This window comes from Salinicola avicenniae (genome assembly GCF_023736115.1).
In the GTDB taxonomy this organism is placed as follows: domain Bacteria; phylum Pseudomonadota; class Gammaproteobacteria; order Pseudomonadales; family Halomonadaceae; genus Salinicola; species Salinicola avicenniae.
Window position 1 is genome coordinate 320,634 of sequence record NZ_JAKQZC010000006.1, and the last position, 16,404, is coordinate 337,037.

Consider the following 16,404-nt stretch of genomic DNA (forward strand, 5'->3'; position numbering starts at 1 on the left):
CGACGACTGGCCTCATCATCTACTATAGGCATAACGCGTCGTCACGGGCTCAACGTGCACAACGACGTTTGGCCTATATGACAAAATGCGACGCGCCCTGATGGGGCTCTACGACAATCCGCCGGGAGACAGCGAATGACAAGCAGACTGGCCGCCGCCGTGATGATTGCCGGTGCACTGCTGACCAGTTCGGCATCAGCCGATGGCGGCAAGGATCCCGCCAACCCCTTGATCACCGATCGCGGGCAGTTCCGCCCGCTGATTCTGATCACGCCTAACGAAACGCAACCCGCCTACCGCGAATTGCGGCAGCAACTGGAGGCCAGCCGCGACGCCTTCGAGGCGCGCGACATGCTGCTCTATACGATCGAGGGTGACCACGGCACGCGCCTCGGCCAGGACATGACGCCCTATGAAACGCAGGCGCTATTGCAGGCGCTGGATATCGACCCGGCAAACGGCGTGACCACGGTGCTGGTCGGCAAGGATGGCGGCAAAAAAGTGCAGCAGCGAGGCCATGTGTCGTTGCAGCAGATCTACGACACCATCGACCGTATGCCCATGCGCCGCCGCGAAGCTGAATGAGGTGGCATGGCCCGGACATCACGGCGCCAAGCGACGCCGTAACGGCCTAGTCGGGCGTTACTGCCACTCGCCGAGCTGCTTCAAGTAGGCGCGACGCGCCTGATGCGGCGTCGAGGGCGAGAGCTTCAGCGTGGTGCCCGGGGCGCACTGGGCCAGTTTCGCACAGGCCAGCGGCGAGAGCGCCCCAAGTCGCGGATAGCCGCCGATCGTCTGGCGGTCATTGAGCAGAATGATTGGCTGCCCATCCGGCGGCACCTGCACGGCACCGAGCGGAATGCCCTCCGAGACCATGCCGCCCAGCCCGCAGCGCAGCGCCGGACCGGTCAGCCTAACCCCCATGCGATCAGCCCGGGTATCAACCTGCCAGGTCTCGTTGAAGGCCGCGAACAGGCTGGCGCCGTCGAAATGGGCAATCTGCGCGCCCGTCACCAGTTCGAGAACGCTGTCGTCTGCCGGCATCGCCAACGACGCCGGCAATGTCCGGCAGCCGTCGACATTGGCGGCCGCGACCAAGCGATCGCCGACCTTCAGCGCGCTGCCATGGCCGTCAAGCCCCCCGAGCTGTTCGCGGGCGACGGTGGCCAGGCTACCCATGAACGGCTCGGCATCCACGCCGCCCGGCAGCGCCAGATAGGCCCGTAAACCGGCGTGCGGCTGATCAAAGGCAAGCACCTGCCCCTTCTCGATAAGGAAGCCGCCGCAGGCGTCCAGTGGCTGGCCATCCAGCGTAGCGCCGAGATCGGCACCCGCGATGGCCAGCCACTGGGTCGCCTCGGCACGCAGCGACAGGCCACCGACGGTGATTTCGATACCCGCGGCCTCTGGCGGGTTGCCGAGCAGCCAGTTGGCCCAGCCCAGGGAAACCCAGTCCAGGGCGCCGCCCTGTGTGACCCCCAGATGGCGTACGCCGAAACGCCCACCATCCTCGACCAGTGCCAACGGCCCCGTGCGCTCGACGAGCAGCGCCGCACCTTCAGTCTTCGCGTGCATCAGCGCTCCTCCAGCGGCGTGGTATCACCGCCCTGTTCGATAAAGACATCCCGACTGACCGCTTCGAAGCGCACCCGGTCGCCGGGGCGGAAAAGACTGATCTCCTCGCGTCCGCGATCGAACAGTTTCACGGCAGTCCGTCCCAGGATGTTCCAGCCACCCGGCGAGCGCATCGAGTAGATCGCGGTCTGGCGCTCGGCGATGCCGACACTGCCGGCCGCCACCTTCTGGCGTGGCGTCTTCAGCCGCGGCGTGGCCAGCGCCTCTTCGATCATGCCCATGAAGGCGTAGCCCGGCGTGAAGCCGAGCGCGAAAGCGCAGTAGTCTCGCGCGGTATGGCGGCGGATGATCTCGTCTTGATCGACCCCGAGCCGCTCGGCGATCGTTGCCAGCTCGGGGCCCACGCTCTCGTCGTACCAGACGGGAATGCGATGCTCGCGTCCCGTCTGCGTCGAAGCCGGCGCCAACCCCTCGAGCGCGGTATGGATACGACGCTTCGCCTCAGCCTGGTCAAGACGGGCAATATCGTAGTGCACCAGCAGCGTGGTGTAGGACGGCACGAGGTCGACCAGAGCATCGCCGAGATGCGCACGCAGGGCGCTGTCGGCAGCTAGAATCCAGGGCATGTGCGCTTCGTCGATGGCATCGAACAGACGCACCATCAGCGCATCCATGCCCACGGTCTCCAGCCGGGGAGTGAGGGCGGCGGAAATCGATAGGCGGCTCATGCGTCGACCAACTGCCGGAAGGCGTCACGAATGGCCTGCACCGCTGCCACGGATTCCGCGTTGTCGCCGTGCACGCAGAGCGTGTCGGCCGGCAGCCGCAGCTCGCTGCCGTCGCTGGCGGTCAGCGGCTCGCCCTTGGCCAGCGCTACCGCCTGCGCGACGATGACCTCGCGATCATGATGCACGGCGCCCGGCTGACGACGCGACACCAGATGGCCACGGGCGTCGTAGGCGCGGTCGGCAAAGGTCTCGAACCATAGCGTCACGCCCATCTCTTCGGCCAGCGCGCGCGCCGGCGCGGGGTCGGCGGTGGACATGACCAACAGCGGCAGGCTGCGGTCATAGCGCGCTACCGCACGCATGGCGGCACGCAGCAGATCATGATTGCCGGCCATGTCGTTGTAGAGCGCGCCGTGAGGCTTGACATAGCTGACCCGGGTACCCTCGGCACGGCACATCGCTTCGAGCGCACCTATCTGATAGAGCATCAGATTCTCGACCTCTTCCGGCGAACAGGCCATCGAGCGGCGCCCGAAACCGGCGAGATCGGGATAGCCGGGATGGGCGCCGATACGCACGCCGTTGTCGCGGGCGAGGATGACGGTTCTGCGCATGACATCCGGATCGGACGCGTGGAAGCCACAGGCAATGTTGGCGCAGTCGACGTACGGCATGGCTTGATCATCCAGCCCCAGCCGCCAATTGCCGAAACTTTCGCCCATGTCGCAGTTGAGCAGCGGAGCGCTCATCGCGTTACCTCGTATCGTTGTTGTAAAAGCGCGTTGTCTCGCAAGACCGCTCTGGGAAGATCGCAGTGGAGAGCGTTCTCGAGAGATCGCCGTCGCCGAGCATGATCGCCGGGCAGGCTGTAAAAGCACTTTAAGAAACCCGTGGCAATAGGGTCCAATCGTTTTTCACGATGCGAATTATCGGCGCAATCTTTCAAGTGCGAGGCCTCCGCAGTCGCCAACCGACGCCGATGCGGCAGGAGGAAAGTTGACGTTTGCGCCTCGGCACCGAAGAATCAGCGCTTCTCCTTCCTTCTTCTGCTGACGCTGACGGGATCCGGCATGTTCGATTTCAAGGAGCTCGAGGCCTTCGTTTGGGTGGTCCGCCTCGGCTCGTTTCGCAAGGTCGCCGCCCGCCTGCATCTGACCCAACCCTCCATTTCCGATCGCATCACGCGACTCGAAGCGGCGGTCGGCGACTCGCTGCTCGACCGTAGCGCCCGCCCCGTTCAGCCCACGCTACGCGGCCGCGAATTCTATGTTCACGCGGAGCGTCTGCTGGACAGCCGCGAAGAAGCCCTGCGCCTGTTCCAGAATCAGGATGACTTCTCCGGGACACTGCGGGTCGGTGTGATCGAAACCATCGCCCACAGCTGGTTCAGCGCCTTTCTGATGCGTCTGGCCGAGCGCCACCCACAGCTCACCATCGAGCTCACCGTGGATATCTCGCCGGTATTGCACCAGCGTCTCGCCGACAACGATCTCGATCTGATCTTTGCCATGGATGGTGTCGCGCCGGGGCTGTCGGTCGAACAACTGCCGCTGGCGACCTACGAGATGGGCCTGTTCGTCGCGCCGCAGCATGCCGAGCGCCTGCGCCACGGCGGCAAGCGCGCGCTGGCTCGCTTTCCGTTCGTCTCGTTCACTCGTCAGGCCCGCCCTTACAGTGAGCTTGTCACCTATCTGGCCGAGCGCGGTCTGGACGAGCCCAAGATTCACTGCGCCAGCACGCTGATGACGATCGTGCGCATGAGCGTCGACGGCATCGGTATCGGCTCGCTGCCCGTCTCGACCGTCGCCGATGCCTGCGAACGAGGCGAGCTGGTGCGTCTCGGTCTGCCGACGCCCATGCCCGCCATGTATTACGATGCCATCTGGCGCACCGGCAACTATCCCAGCTTTTGCCGTGGCGTCACGCAGCTGGCGCAGGAGTGCGCCGCTCGCTATGCCGACCGCCACGTTGAGGATACCAATGTCCCTCAGGTGAAAGTCTGGCCCGATACTTCGGATAAGAATTAACGATTGGACGATATCCTCGCGGAACTTGAAGAATGAGGTCGTCCGATGATTCCTTCAATCAATAACAACTCGGGGCCTGTCTATGCGCGTACCCAACCTCTCTCTGCTGTCGCTGGCCGTGGCCGGTTCCCTCACCGCCGCCCTCCCGGCCTATGCCGCGGACTGGAACCTCGCCTCGCCCTACGGCGATGCCAGCTTCCACACCCAGAACACCAAGCAGTTTGCCGAGGATGTCGCGGAAGCGACCGACGGCGAGCTGAACATTACGGTACACAGCGGCGGCTCGCTGATCGGCCATGCCGAGATCAAGCCGTCGGTGCGCCGGGGCACCGTACAGGCGGGGGAAGTCTTCCTCTCCACGCTCTCCAACGAGTCACCGATCTACGAGGTCGACACCCTGCCGGGGCTGGCCACCAGCTACGCGGACGCCTACGACCTGTGGCAGGCCTCCAAGCCGATCATCACCCAGATGTTTGCCGAACAGGGGCTGATGCCGCTCTACGCCGTACCGTGGCCGTCTCAGGGCATCTACACCGATTTCGAATTGACCGACGCTTCCCAGCTGGAAGGGCTGCGCGTGCGGGCGCCGAACATCAACACCCAGCGTTTCGTCGAGAACCTGGATGGCATTCCGACGCAGACGGAAGAGTCCGATATTCCGACCGCGTTCAGCACCGGCCGTGTCGACGCGATGATCACGTCGGTCTCCACCGGCGATTCGATGGCGGCGTGGGATTACGTCTCGCACTTCAACAACGCCAACCTGTGGCTGCCGAAGAACATCGTCTTTGTCAACAAGCGTGCCTTCGACCGTCTCGATGAGTCATCGCAACAGGCCGTCCTCGCCGCTGCGGCCCAGGCCGAACGCCGCGGCTGGCAGATGAGCCAGGAAGACGGTGCCGAGAGCGCCGAGGCGCTGGAAGCGAACGGCATCACCATCAGCGAGCCGAGCGAGGAGCTGCAGAGCCAGCTACAGGCCGCCGGCCAACAGTTGTTCGACGACTGGCGCGATCGCGCAGGCGACCAGGCGGAAGCGCTGGTCGATCGCTATCGCGAGCGTCAGGCCCAGCAGGGCGAGTAACCCCGCCCGCGCCCGTCATCCGCCGACGGTGGATGGCGGGCTCTTGCCTACCTATTGAACGTCGGTGAGTCCCATGACTTTCAAACTCGACCCGCTCTACCGGCTAGGTGCCTGGGGTGCCGCCGCCTGCATGCTCGCGATCTGTGCCATGGTCACGATCCAGGTGCTGTTGCGCTGCATCGATGCACTGCTCGTTGCCCTGGGCATCAGCCGGCTAGGCTACGAAATCAGCGGTCTCTCCGAGATTGCCGCCTATCTTCTCGTCGGCGCGACATCGCTGAGTCTGGCCTACACGTTTACCCACCATGCGCACATTCGCGTGACCCTGCTCATCGCCCGCCTGCCGGCCGCCGTGCGCGCCTGGTTCGAGGTCGTCTGCCTGGCCATCGCGTTCGCGCTGAGTCTGCTGCTCGGCTGGGAACTGGTCGGCCTGGTCGGTGAAAGCCTCGAGTACGGCGATGTCTCCTCGGGGCTGATGGCGATTCCGTTATGGATTCCGCAGACCGTGCTGGTGGCCGGCCTCGTGCTCTTGGCCCTATCGCTTCTCGAAGCGCTGCTGGGCACGCTGCGCCAGGCCGTGACGGCGCCGTCGCGCTACGTAGCGCCCGGCGACAACGACGACTTCGGTGGCGAGTAGCTCGCCGTTTCACAACAACACCTGACGACGCGCTGCGCCGGCCCCTGGCCTGGAGCGCTCTGCTCCAGCGCCGAGGCCACACCAGCGACGCCCGATACCGAGGACTCGACTCGTGCTGACGCTCAGTCTCGTTACGCTCTTCACCCTCGCGTTGCTGCTTGGCGGCGGCGTGTGGATCGCCTTTGCGCTACTCGGCACCGGCTGGGTCGCGCTGTCCGGCTTCTCTTCCTTCGAGGTCGGGCCGATTCTGGCCTCCGACTTCTGGGGCGCCAGCTATGGCTGGGATCTCACCGCCCTGCCGATGTTCGTATGGATGGGCGAAATCCTGTTCCGCTCCGGGCTCGCCGACAACATGTTCCGGGCGCTTTCCCCATGGCTCAACCGCCTGCCCGGCCGACTGCTGCACTCCAATATCATTGGTAGCGGCCTGTTCGCCGCGGTCTGCGGCTCCTCCGCGGCCACCTGCGCCACCGTCGGCAAGATGTCGCTGCCGGAACTCGAGCGCCGCGGCTACAGCGAGACGCTGGCCATGGGCACGCTGGCAAGCGCATCAACGCTGGGGCTGCTGATTCCGCCGTCGATCATGATGATCGTCTACGGCGTGGTGACCGAGCAATCGATCTCGCGGCTATTCATGGCCGGGGTCGGTCCGGGCCTGCTGCTGCTCGCGCTGTTCATGGGTTACCTGGTGATCTGGTCGCTGACGGCGGGCCGCCACGGCGGCGCCGGTCACGCCGAACCACCCATGCCGTTTCTCGAGAAGGTCCGCAACAGCTGGCGACTCATTCCGCTGCTGCTGCTCATCGCCGGGATTCTCGGCAGCATTTACGGCGGCGTCGCCTCGCCTACCGAAGCCGCCGCCGTGGGCGTGGTGCTGTCGATGCTGATCGCACGCTGGAACGGTCACTTCAACAAGGCGATCTTCCTCGAATCGATGTTCTCCGGGCTGCGCACATCGTGCATGATCGCCTTCATCATTGCCGGCGCCTCGTTCCTGTCGTCGGCAATGGAGTTCACGCACCTGCCCCGCGAGCTGGCCAACGCGATTGCGGCGATGGGACTGTCGCCCAACGTGCTGCTGGTGATGCTGACCCTGTTCCTGCTGGTGCTGGGCTGCTTCCTCGACGGCATTTCGCTGATTCTGCTGGTGACCTCGATCATCATGCCGCTGGTCACCGCCGCCGGCATCGACCCGATCTGGTTCGGCATCTATCTGATCATCGTGGTCGAGATCTCGCAGATCACGCCACCCGTGGGCTTCAACCTGTTCGTGATCCAGGGCCTGACCGGCAAGAATATCTTCACGATCGCCAAGGCCACACTGCCGTTCTTCCTGCTGATGCTCGTCGCCATCGTGCTAATGCGAGTCTTCCCGGAGATCGTGCTCTATATACCGCAGGCCATGAGCGGCTGAGGCTTCCCCGCCCTGTCGGTGGCACTGCCCGACTCCGAAAAAGGCCCCGAACGCATGAGCGTCCGGGGCCTTTTGACGTATGAAGGGCGAGCACGATGCCATCAAGCCGGCACGATCAAGGCTCTTTGTTCAAGGCGCTCGACTATGACTATTTGATAAGGGCTATTCGAAAACGGCTATTCAATAAAGTCTTCCACTGTGTGGCGATAGCCTAGCATCAGCGCATCGGCGACGTGCCGGAACGGGGCCACGTCGACATCCGACTGCCCGCGAGCGATCAGCGCGGCGAAGCGCTCGTAGAGCCCGGCATACTCGGCATCCGGCCCCTCCTCCTGCAGTACGCCATCGATCAGCATGCGGCTGCCGCCGTCGGTCAGACTCAGGCGGCCATCGTCGGTCTCGACGTGAATGTCCCAGATCGGCGGCGTATCGGCCTGCCGGAAATCGAACTCGGCGTGAATCGGTACGTTGACGCCATCGACGAAATCCAGTGACGCGGCGATCGGCGTCTGACAGTTGCCCGGCACCTGCAGCTGCGCCTCGACGAGGTGAAACGGGCGCGGCAGTATCGCGGTGGCGATGGAGAGCGCATTGATACCGGGATCGAAAACGCCCATGCCGCCGGGCTCCCAGATCCACGCCTGCCCGGGATGCCAGACGCGCACGTCCTCTTTCCAGTCGATATCCACTCGTAGAATCTGTCGCGTCGTCAGCCAGCGTCGTGCCGATGCCACGCAGTGGGCGTGGCGCGAGTGCCAGGTCGCGAACAGCGTGACGCCGCAGCGGTGGGCTTCTTCCTTGAGCGTCTCGATCTCGGCCAGGGTGGCACCCGGCGGCTTTTCCAGCAGCACGTGCTTGCCATGCGACATCGCCAGGCGCGCCTGTCGTGTACGCACGCTGGCCGGGGTGCACAGCGCCACGGCATCGATCGGCGTTTCAGCCTCGAGCAGCGCCTCGAGCGTCGGGAAATGGGCGATGCCATCGACCTGCGCGTTGCGGCTGGCTACCGCGCTCAAGCGATAGGCGGCATTGCCCGTGATCGCGGGATAGTGCTGATCGCGCGCAATCTTGCCGTAACCGACGATCGCGAGACGAATGATATCCATGAAAGCTCCCGGACGGCGACGCAGGTCACCGCAGCATATAGAGGATGATGGCGGTCAGGACCGAGACGATAGCGATGCCGATCATGACATCGCGCGGTACTCGCTCCAATCCCTCTTTCGCGATCACCGCGATACGCGCATCTTCCTGCGGTGGGCGGTCCACCGAGCCCAGCCGTGTCATCCACAGCCAGGTAAAGAGCCCGGTCGCCAGGAACAGAATGCCGCCGATGATGGTGAAGTGGATCGGCACCAGACCGGTCTCGACCAGCACGAACAGCACGGCGCTGAGCGCATGGCCGCAGGCGAGCCCGCGCAGAGCGGCCGAGGAGCCCAGCGATTTTACCCAAAGCCCCATCAGGAACGTGGCGACCAGCGGCGAGGCAACGAAAGCGAAGACTTGCTGCAGGTAGGCCCAGAGCCCGGAGAAGTACTGGATCATTGGCCCCCAGAGCGCAGCGACCGCCGCCAGCAGGAAGGTGCAGACACGCCCCCATTTCGCCAGCTGGCCGTCGCTCAGATCCGGCCTGGCCGGCTTGACGAAGTCGAGCGTCAGCAGCGTGGCGGACGAGTTGAGCGTGGATGACAGCGTCGACATCAGTGCCGCGATCAGACCGGCCAGAATCAGGCCGGTCAGCCCGGTCGGCGTGAACTCCTGCACCATTTTCGGGTAGACCTGATCGGGATGCTCGAGTCCCGGCAGCAGCGGGACGACCATGGCACCGGGGATCGTCATGATAAAGATCGGCAGCAGCTTGAGCGCGGCAGCGAATACCGAGGCGCGGCCGGCCGCCTGAATACCGCGGGCGCCGAGCAGGCGCTGGACGACGTACTGGTTCATGCTCCAGTAGTAGAAGCCGACGATCGGCACACCGGTGATCAGCCCCAACCAAGGCACGCTGGGGTCGTCCAGCGGGCGGATCAGCGACAGCTTTTCGGGGCTGACTGCCTCCTTTACGCTGCTCCAGCTGTAGTCGAAGTGCCCGAAGATGATCCAGGTCATCGCCGCCGAGCCACCGATCAGTACGCAGGCCTGCAGCACGTCGGTGTAGACCACGGCACGCAGGCCACCGAAGGCCGTGTAGATACTGGTGAACAGCGCCAGCAGCGCACAGACCTCCCAGAGATTGGTGCCCGGTATGAAGGTCGTGACGATCAGCCCGCCGGCATAAAGCGTCCCGGCGGTGTCCAGCATGATCGATAGGAACAGGGTAATCACCGACAGGTACTTGCGCAGCCGCGAGTCGAAGCGCTTTTCCATCAGTTCCGGCATGGTGGTAATGCGCGCCCGCATCAGCACCGGCAGCACAAAGATCGCCGTGAACATCAGCACCACGCCGGCCATCCACTCATAGTTGGCCGCCGAGATGCCGTGCTGATAGGCCGCGCCTGGCAAGCCAATCAGCGTGTCGGAGGAGATGTTGGAGGCGAACAGCGAGAAACCGATCGCCATCGGCCCCAGGGTGCGGCCCGCCAGAAACAGCTCTTCGGGCGTCGTCTTGCCCCGTGCCGTCTTGAAGCCGATGAATGTCACGACGAGAAAATAGGCCGCGACCACGGCAAAATCCCAGAATTGAAGGTCTTCCATGAGTCCGTTCGTCCAGGTGCGTTAATTGTTATGGCCGGCCTGCGATCGGGGACCGTCTATCGCCAGCGCGCCAGCGGCTTTCGCCAGCACGTTTCCAGACTAGTCAGCAGTTATCGGGAAATCCATTGACGGACAAGCGGTTGCCCACCGCAAATCCGTTGTCGTCGTGTCATCGCCATCATCGACGAACACCGCTACCCTGCCCGCTGCCGGCGTTCGGCGCGGTGTCGTCGGTGATGAGCGGCCTGCGACCAATGTCTAAACCTTTTCGACGTCAGGACGCGGATGACAAGCCCCGGACGAGATCGACGGTTTCACTCGCGCGACGCGCTCGGCATAAAACGAGGGCCTTCACTGCAGACGCCGCAGGAAGGCCGTACCGCCAAGATTGCGCATCTGACGCTGAATCCAGGCCGCGCGCTGCTGCACGTGGGCGGACGGCTGCGAGGCGCTCCAGCCTCGCGGGTTGGGAAGGATCGCGGCCAGTCGGCTGGCCTGTGCCGGGGTCAGACTGGCGGCGGAGGTACCGAAGTAGCGCTGCGCGGCGGCCTCGAGCCCGAAGACGCCGGTATCCCACTCGGCAATGTTGAGATAGACCTCGAGGATGCGCTGCTTGGGCCACAACGCCTCCATCAGCAGCGTGAACCAGGCTTCCAGTCCCTTGCGGATCCAGCTCCGCCCGGTCCAGAGGAACAGGTTGCGCGCGGTCTGCTGGCTTAGCGTGCTGGCACCGCGCAAGCTGCCGCCGTCGGACCAGGTCGTCAGCGAGCGCTTGATCTGCGCGACATCGAATCCCCAGTGTTCCGGGAAGCGCTGATCCTCGCCGGCCAGTACCGCCAGCTTGGCGTTGTCGGAAAGCCGCGACCAGGGCGTCCACGTCTGCTCGATCACCAAATTGTCGCCTTGCAGCCAGGACGAAACCTTGCGCTCGACCATCACCATGGAACCGAAGACCGGGACGAATCGGAAGATCAGCACGAACAACACCGACAGGCCGATGAACGCGGCGATGACGATCAGCAAATAGCGCAGAAGCGTGCGCGGCCAGCCTGACTGCATGGCAAGTGCTCGTGGTCGAGAGTAGGCTGCCCAGTATAACAAGGGCTTGCTGGCGTGCATCGGCGAGCTTACCCACCTGGAGCCTGGTTCATGCAGATCGAGACGTTCATCCGCCGGCTATCCACGCTCGATGCCACTCCTGAGGCATCGCTGGCGCAGCGCCGCCGACTCTACGAGGCCCTGCACCGTGCACATCGCCCGATGGATCCAGTCGGCTTGCGCGTCACGGTCGACGAGATCGACGGCGTGCGCGTCCGTCGTTTTCTCCCCGCGAGCCCCGACACGGCGCCAGCCACGGTAGCGCCCGTCGTCTACCTGCACGGCGGCGGCTGGAATCTGGGGTCCACGGAAAGCCACCACGGCATTACCGCCGACCTCGCCGCCCGGCTTGAGCGCGAGGTGATCAGCGTCGATTATCGTCTGCTGCCGGAAGCGAGCTACGCGCAGGCGCTGGCCGACTGCCGAAGTATCGTCACCGCCGTGGCGCCAGACGCGATCATCGGCGATAGCGCCGGCGGACGCCTGGCGATCGATGTAGCCGCCACCGCGGACTGGCAGGGCGTTCTCGGACTCGTCTATCCGGTCGTCGGCACGCCGACACTGGCCGCTCTGGGCGACGATGCCCCGCTGCTGACGCGCGCCGACATCCTCGCGCTGTGGGAGATGGCGAGCGCGGGCGAGATGCCGCCAACCCACCCGCATCGTCCACCTACCAGGGTCATCGAGGCGCTGGCCGTCGAGCGGGACCCACTGACGCGCCCGCTCGAGTCGGCGGTCGAGCACTGGCGAGACGCGGGCGCAGCGGTCGGCTACCGCTATGCGCCGAATATGGTTCACTCGGCACTTCACGGCCATGCCGACCTGCCGGCCATGCGGCTCGCCTGGCAGGATTTCTGCGAGGCGATCATGGCACGACTGGCGGCCTAACGGACGCCAACCGTCAATCCGTCAGCTGCGCCCTGACGGCCTCGATGGCCGGGGTACCGTCCTTGGCCGACACGCCATCGAGCCAGCGCGCTACAGTCTCGTCGTGGTCACGAATCCACGCGCTGGCGACCTCGTCGGCCGGCCGCTCTTCGTGACTGTAGGCATAGACCCAGTCGTTCTGGTCGTCGATATCGACCGTGTACTGGGAGAAAAAGCGGTAGAGGTTGGCATCCGATGCTTCCAGGGTGCCCGGCACCAGCGTCCATACCGTGCTCAAGATATCGGCGACACCGCTGTCGTCGCTATCCTGGAGGTAGTAAAGGTCGTAGTTGACGTTCATCCAGTGCGGCTCCCAGCCGACGAAGGTCACCCACTCCTTGGCCTCGATCTTCTGGTCGGCGTAGGCCAGCATGGCGGCCGTCGAACTCTCGTTGAGCTGCCAGTCACCGAGACCGGCCTTGTCGGCATCGATGGCTGCCAGGATCGCATCGTTGATGCCGGTCCCGGCTTCGATCCCCTGAATTTCCCCGTCGAAGCGATCACGATGTGCGGCAAGGTCGGCAACGCTCTCGATACCGGCTTCATGTACGTACTCGGGCACGACCAGGCCGGAATTGGCATTGCTGATGTTCTTCGCCGCGTGGGCGAGGCTGCCATCCTCGAGGCGCGGCTCGGTCATCGCCTCCTGAACCGGATACCAGTTCCCCAGATAGGCATCCAGCTGATCGTTGACCAGCCCGTTCATGATCACGCCCACCGCCAGCTCGTTCTGCTGCGTCCGGTATCCCATGGCGTCGAGCAGCTGCGCGGCGATCTCGGTCTTGACCGTCACACCCGGCCACGGCGACACGCCAAAGCGAACGGTATCGAGATCGGCCTGCGCCGTTCCCGTCATGGTCATGACGGCCGCGGCCAATGCAGGTGAGAAAAATCGGCGTCGCATCATCGAACTGGCTCCTGGTTATCGTGTCATCGCACGCACCCCGTCGCGGATCGAGCAGGACAGGCTACATGTCAAGCGTGAACGACGCCGCAGCACGGGCGAGCGTCATGTTACGGCTACTGTGACGGACTTCCCTCCTGCCATTTGACCTGAAGCGACGCCTATTAAACACGAACTGACAACACCTTCTCGCCGATCCCCAAGCCATCGCTGGAGAAGGTTCAGCAAGACGGCGGCTATCGATATGAGAAATCCATATTAAAGGGAATAAAAAACATTATTTATATTCCAAGATAACCATAACCCATGGATATCTCATGAACCTCCAGCAGCTCCGCATCGTGCGCGAGACCGTGCGCCAGCATTTCAACCTGACCGACGCATCGAACGCGCTGTATACCTCTCAGTCCGGTGCCAGCAAACATATCCGGGATCTGGAGGAAGAGCTCGGCGTCGAGCTCTTCGAACGACGCGGTAAACGCATACTAGGGCTCACGACCGCCGGCGGAACGCTGCTGGAGACAGTCGAGCGCATTTTGCTCGAGGCCGAGAACCTCAAGCGCTCGGCCCACCAGCTGGCCCATCAGGATCAGGGCAAGCTGGCGATCGCCACGACCCACACCCAAGCGCGCTATTCGCTGCCGCCGATCATCGCCCGATTCCGGGCGCGCTTTCCCCGGGTCAAACTGGAACTGCATCAGTGCAGCCCGTCGGAGATCGTGTCGTTGCTCAAGACGGGCAGGGTCGACATCGGCATCGCCACCGAAGGCATCAGCGACGAGGGCTCGTCCTTCGTGCGCTTCCCCTTCCACCACTGGCATCACAGCGTCGTCATACCCGAGGGGCACCCGCTGGCACAGCAGGGCACGCTGCGCCTCGAGACGATCGCGGACTACCCCATCGTCACCTATCACGAGGGGTTCACCGGGCGAGCGCGTATCGACCAGGCCTTCTCGGACGCCGGTCTGCTGCCGAACGTGGTGCTGACCGCGCTCGACGCGGACGTGATCAAGACCTATGTCGAGCTAGGTCTCGGTATCGGCATCATCGCCTCGCTCGCCTACGATCCCCAACGAGACCGGGGCCTAACGCTGCTGCCGGGCGAGAAGCTGTTTCCCCGCAACACCACCTATCTGGCACTACGGCGCGGCCATTTTCTGCACACCTTCACCTACGAGTTTCTCCAGCTCTGCAGCAACCTGCTGGACGCATCGAGCGTGCAGCAGGCACTGGATTCGCGCTGATCGATAATCGCCAATCGCGATAAGCATTACGTTTTTTATTACTTCTTCAAAGCTCCGTGCGCTGGATAGAGTGAGGCGACACCTCGCCCGCGAACTGCGGGCGAGCGACAGAGACCCTCGAATGCAAGGAACGACGATGCCTACGCTCAAGACTGCCGCACTGACCGGTGCGCTGGGACTGTCTGCCGTCATGCCGCTGGCGGCGCACGCCGAGGAGATCCAGCTTTTGAATGCCTCCTACGACCCGACTCGCGAACTCTATCAGGACTACAACACGCTCTTCAGTCAGTGGTACGAGAAACAGACGGGTGACAGCGTCACCGTGGAACAGAGCCACGGCGGTTCCGGTGGACAGTCGCGTTCGGTCATCGATGGGCTGCCCGCGGATGTCGTCACCCTGGCGCTGGGCTACGATATCGACGCCATCGCCGATCGCACCGGCAAGATTCCCGAAGACTGGCAACGTGCGTTTCCTCATCACAGCGCTCCCTATACCTCGACGATCGTCTTTCTGGTTCGCAAGGGCAATCCCAAGCACATCCAGGACTGGGATGACCTGACGAAGCCCGGCATCGAGGTCATTACGCCGAATCCCAAGACCTCCGGCGGGGCGCGCTGGAACTTTCTGGCCGCGTGGGTCGCCGTGCTCAAGCGCGAGCTCGGCGATCTCGGCAAGCTTGACGATCCGCAGTACGCGGACGACGTCGCGTCGGCCCAGGCGGCGGCCAGGCAGTATGTAGCAACGCTCTATCAGCATGTGCCCGTGCTCGACTCCGGCGCTCGCGGCGCAACCAACACCTTCGTACAGCGAGGGCTGGGCGATGTCCTGCTGGCGTGGGAGAACGAAGCGTTTCTCGCCACCGAAGAGCTGGGAGAGGACCAGTTCGACATCGTCGTGCCGGCCGTCAGCATTCTGACCGAACCCCCGGTAGCCGTGGTCTCCGGCAATATCGAACGCAAGGGCGATAGCGCTCGAGAGGCGGCCTCCGCCTATCTCGAGCACCTCTACTCTCCCGAGGCACAGAAGCTGATCGCGGCCAACTATTATCGACCGATCGCCCCGCAGGCAGCGGACCCCGAGGATATCGCCCGTTTCCCCGATCTCGAACTCCATACGATCGACGAGATATTCGGGGGGTGGCGCGAGGCGCAGGCGACCTATTTCGACGACGGCGGCGTGTTCGACACGATCTATCAGCCTTGAACGCCACCACACCTCGCCGCTATATCAGGGAATCACGACCGATATGAGCCAACGTCAATCGATGCTGCCCGGTTTCGGGCTGAGCCTGGGGGTGACGGTCCTTGCCATCTCGCTGCTGGTGATGATCCCGCTGCTGGCCCTCGTCACCCGCTCCGCCGAACTCGGCCTCGGCGGGATCTGGCAGACACTCGCGGACCGCCGCGTCATGGCGGCGTTTCGCGTTAGCTTCTCGACCGCATTCGCCGCGGCCTTGCTCAATCTGTTCATGGGGCTCGTGGTCGCCTGGGTACTGGTGCGATACCCGCTCCCGTGCAAACGCCTCTGGGATTCGCTGATCGACCTGCCGTTCGCGTTGCCCACGGCCGTCGCCGGTATCGTGCTGACGACGCTTTATGCCCCCAATGGCTGGCTGGGTCGCTGGTTCGCCGAATTCGGTCTCCAAGTGGCCTTCACCCCGCTCGGGATCACCATCGCCCTGATCTTTATCGGCCTGCCCTTCGTGGTCAGAACCGTGGAGCCGATTCTTCAGGATCTGGATCGTCAGCAGGAGGAGGCGTCGACCAGTCTGGGCGCGTCGCGCTGGCAGACGTTCCGCCGCGTGCTGCTGCCACCGCTGGTGCCGGCGCTGCTGACCGGCTTCTCTCTGGCCTTCGCCCGTGGGCTCGGCGAGTACGGCTCGGTCATCTTCATCGCGGGCAACATGCCGATGAAGTCCGAAATCGTGCCACTGCTGATCGTGACCAAACTCGAGCAATACAACTATCCGGGCGCGACGGTGATCGCCCTGGCCTCACTGGTCGTGGCCTTCGTCATGTTGCTGGTGGTCAACGGCCTGCAGCAGTGGACCCGCAAACGCACCGGTCGCGAATGAGGA

Annotated in this window: 16 protein-coding genes; 9 read left to right on the top strand and 7 right to left on the bottom strand. The window is 64.0% G+C overall.

Features of this window, described 5'->3' with window-relative positions; translation table 11 throughout:
* Positions 1–135: 135 nt before the first annotated feature.
* Positions 136–585: a DUF4174 domain-containing protein gene (locus MC381_RS16095; protein ID WP_251978776.1), complete on the top strand. Its 450-nt coding sequence runs from the start codon at positions 136–138 to the stop codon at positions 583–585.
* A 57-nt stretch (positions 586–642) separates the two neighbouring features.
* On the opposite strand, the gene MC381_RS16100 is transcribed toward MC381_RS16095, so the two are convergent.
* Genes MC381_RS16100 through MC381_RS16110 form a run of 3 tightly spaced genes read right to left on the bottom strand, consistent with a single transcriptional unit; the run spans position 643 to position 3,052 of the window.
* Entirely contained in the window at positions 643–1,575 is a 933-nt protein-coding gene (locus tag MC381_RS16100) for a 5-oxoprolinase subunit C family protein (protein WP_251978777.1), read from the bottom strand.
* Positions 1,575–2,303 (bottom strand): 5-oxoprolinase subunit B family protein, encoded by a 729-nt coding sequence (locus tag MC381_RS16105; RefSeq protein WP_251978778.1) that lies wholly within the window; start codon positions 2,301–2,303, stop codon positions 1,575–1,577. The genes MC381_RS16100 and MC381_RS16105 overlap by 1 nt, the downstream gene beginning before the upstream one ends.
* Positions 2,300–3,052 (bottom strand): 5-oxoprolinase subunit PxpA, encoded by a 753-nt coding sequence (locus tag MC381_RS16110; RefSeq protein WP_251978779.1) that lies wholly within the window; start codon positions 3,050–3,052, stop codon positions 2,300–2,302. Before MC381_RS16110 ends, MC381_RS16105 begins: the two co-directional genes overlap by 4 nt.
* A 321-nt stretch (positions 3,053–3,373) precedes the next feature.
* On the opposite strand from MC381_RS16110, the gene MC381_RS16115 reads away from it, so the two are divergent.
* The 4 genes from MC381_RS16115 (at position 3,374) to MC381_RS16130 (ending at position 7,462) form a co-directional block, all read left to right on the top strand.
* Positions 3,374–4,330 carry a LysR family transcriptional regulator gene (locus MC381_RS16115; protein WP_251978780.1) on the top strand — a complete coding sequence of 319 codons (957 nt, stop codon included), beginning with the start codon at positions 3,374–3,376 and terminating at the stop codon, positions 4,328–4,330.
* Positions 4,331–4,412: 82 nt separating this feature from the next.
* A complete protein-coding gene (locus MC381_RS16120) occupies positions 4,413–5,411 on the top strand; it encodes a TRAP transporter substrate-binding protein (RefSeq protein ID WP_251978781.1) in 999 nt (332 codons plus the stop codon).
* 73 nt (positions 5,412–5,484) lie between these two features.
* Positions 5,485–6,048 carry a TRAP transporter small permease gene (locus MC381_RS16125; RefSeq protein WP_251978782.1) on the top strand — a complete coding sequence of 188 codons (564 nt, stop codon included), beginning with the start codon at positions 5,485–5,487 and terminating at the stop codon, positions 6,046–6,048.
* 112 nt (positions 6,049–6,160) lie between these two features.
* Positions 6,161–7,462, top strand: a complete 1,302-nt coding sequence (locus tag MC381_RS16130) for a TRAP transporter large permease (protein ID WP_251978783.1) — start codon at positions 6,161–6,163, stop codon at positions 7,460–7,462.
* 176 nt (positions 7,463–7,638) lie between these two features.
* On the opposite strand, the gene MC381_RS16135 is transcribed toward MC381_RS16130, so the two are convergent.
* From MC381_RS16135 to mtgA, 3 genes are all read right to left on the bottom strand, one after another.
* Positions 7,639–8,568 (bottom strand): Gfo/Idh/MocA family protein, encoded by a 930-nt coding sequence (locus MC381_RS16135; protein WP_251978784.1) that lies wholly within the window; start codon positions 8,566–8,568, stop codon positions 7,639–7,641.
* A gap of 25 nt (positions 8,569–8,593) precedes the next feature.
* Complete coding sequence (locus tag MC381_RS16140) at positions 8,594–10,153, bottom strand: sodium:solute symporter family transporter (protein WP_251978785.1); 1,560 nt, start codon at positions 10,151–10,153, stop codon at positions 8,594–8,596.
* Between the two features lie 351 nt (positions 10,154–10,504).
* Positions 10,505–11,212: a monofunctional biosynthetic peptidoglycan transglycosylase gene (mtgA, locus tag MC381_RS16145; protein ID WP_251978786.1), complete on the bottom strand. Its 708-nt coding sequence runs from the start codon at positions 11,210–11,212 to the stop codon at positions 10,505–10,507.
* 90 nt (positions 11,213–11,302) lie between these two features.
* Between mtgA and MC381_RS16150 the strand changes: the two genes are divergently transcribed.
* Positions 11,303–12,139, top strand: a complete 837-nt coding sequence (locus MC381_RS16150) for an alpha/beta hydrolase fold domain-containing protein (protein WP_251978787.1) — start codon at positions 11,303–11,305, stop codon at positions 12,137–12,139.
* Between the two features lie 13 nt (positions 12,140–12,152).
* On the opposite strand, the gene MC381_RS16155 is transcribed toward MC381_RS16150, so the two are convergent.
* Positions 12,153–13,085: an ABC transporter substrate-binding protein gene (locus tag MC381_RS16155; RefSeq protein ID WP_319022846.1), complete on the bottom strand. Its 933-nt coding sequence runs from the start codon at positions 13,083–13,085 to the stop codon at positions 12,153–12,155.
* 314 nt (positions 13,086–13,399) lie between these two features.
* Between MC381_RS16155 and MC381_RS16160 the strand changes: the two genes are divergently transcribed.
* The 3 genes from MC381_RS16160 to cysT all read left to right on the top strand — a co-directional run bounded on the left by MC381_RS16160 (position 13,400) and on the right by cysT (position 16,401).
* Positions 13,400–14,326: a CysB family HTH-type transcriptional regulator gene (locus tag MC381_RS16160; RefSeq protein WP_251978788.1), complete on the top strand. Its 927-nt coding sequence runs from the start codon at positions 13,400–13,402 to the stop codon at positions 14,324–14,326.
* A 136-nt stretch (positions 14,327–14,462) separates the two neighbouring features.
* A complete protein-coding gene (locus MC381_RS16165; protein ID WP_286009774.1) occupies positions 14,463–15,530 on the top strand; it encodes a sulfate ABC transporter substrate-binding protein in 1,068 nt (355 codons plus the stop codon).
* A 43-nt stretch (positions 15,531–15,573) separates the two neighbouring features.
* Complete coding sequence (cysT, locus tag MC381_RS16170) at positions 15,574–16,401, top strand: sulfate ABC transporter permease subunit CysT (RefSeq protein WP_251978789.1); 828 nt, start codon at positions 15,574–15,576, stop codon at positions 16,399–16,401.
* Positions 16,402–16,404: the final 3 nt, after the last annotated feature.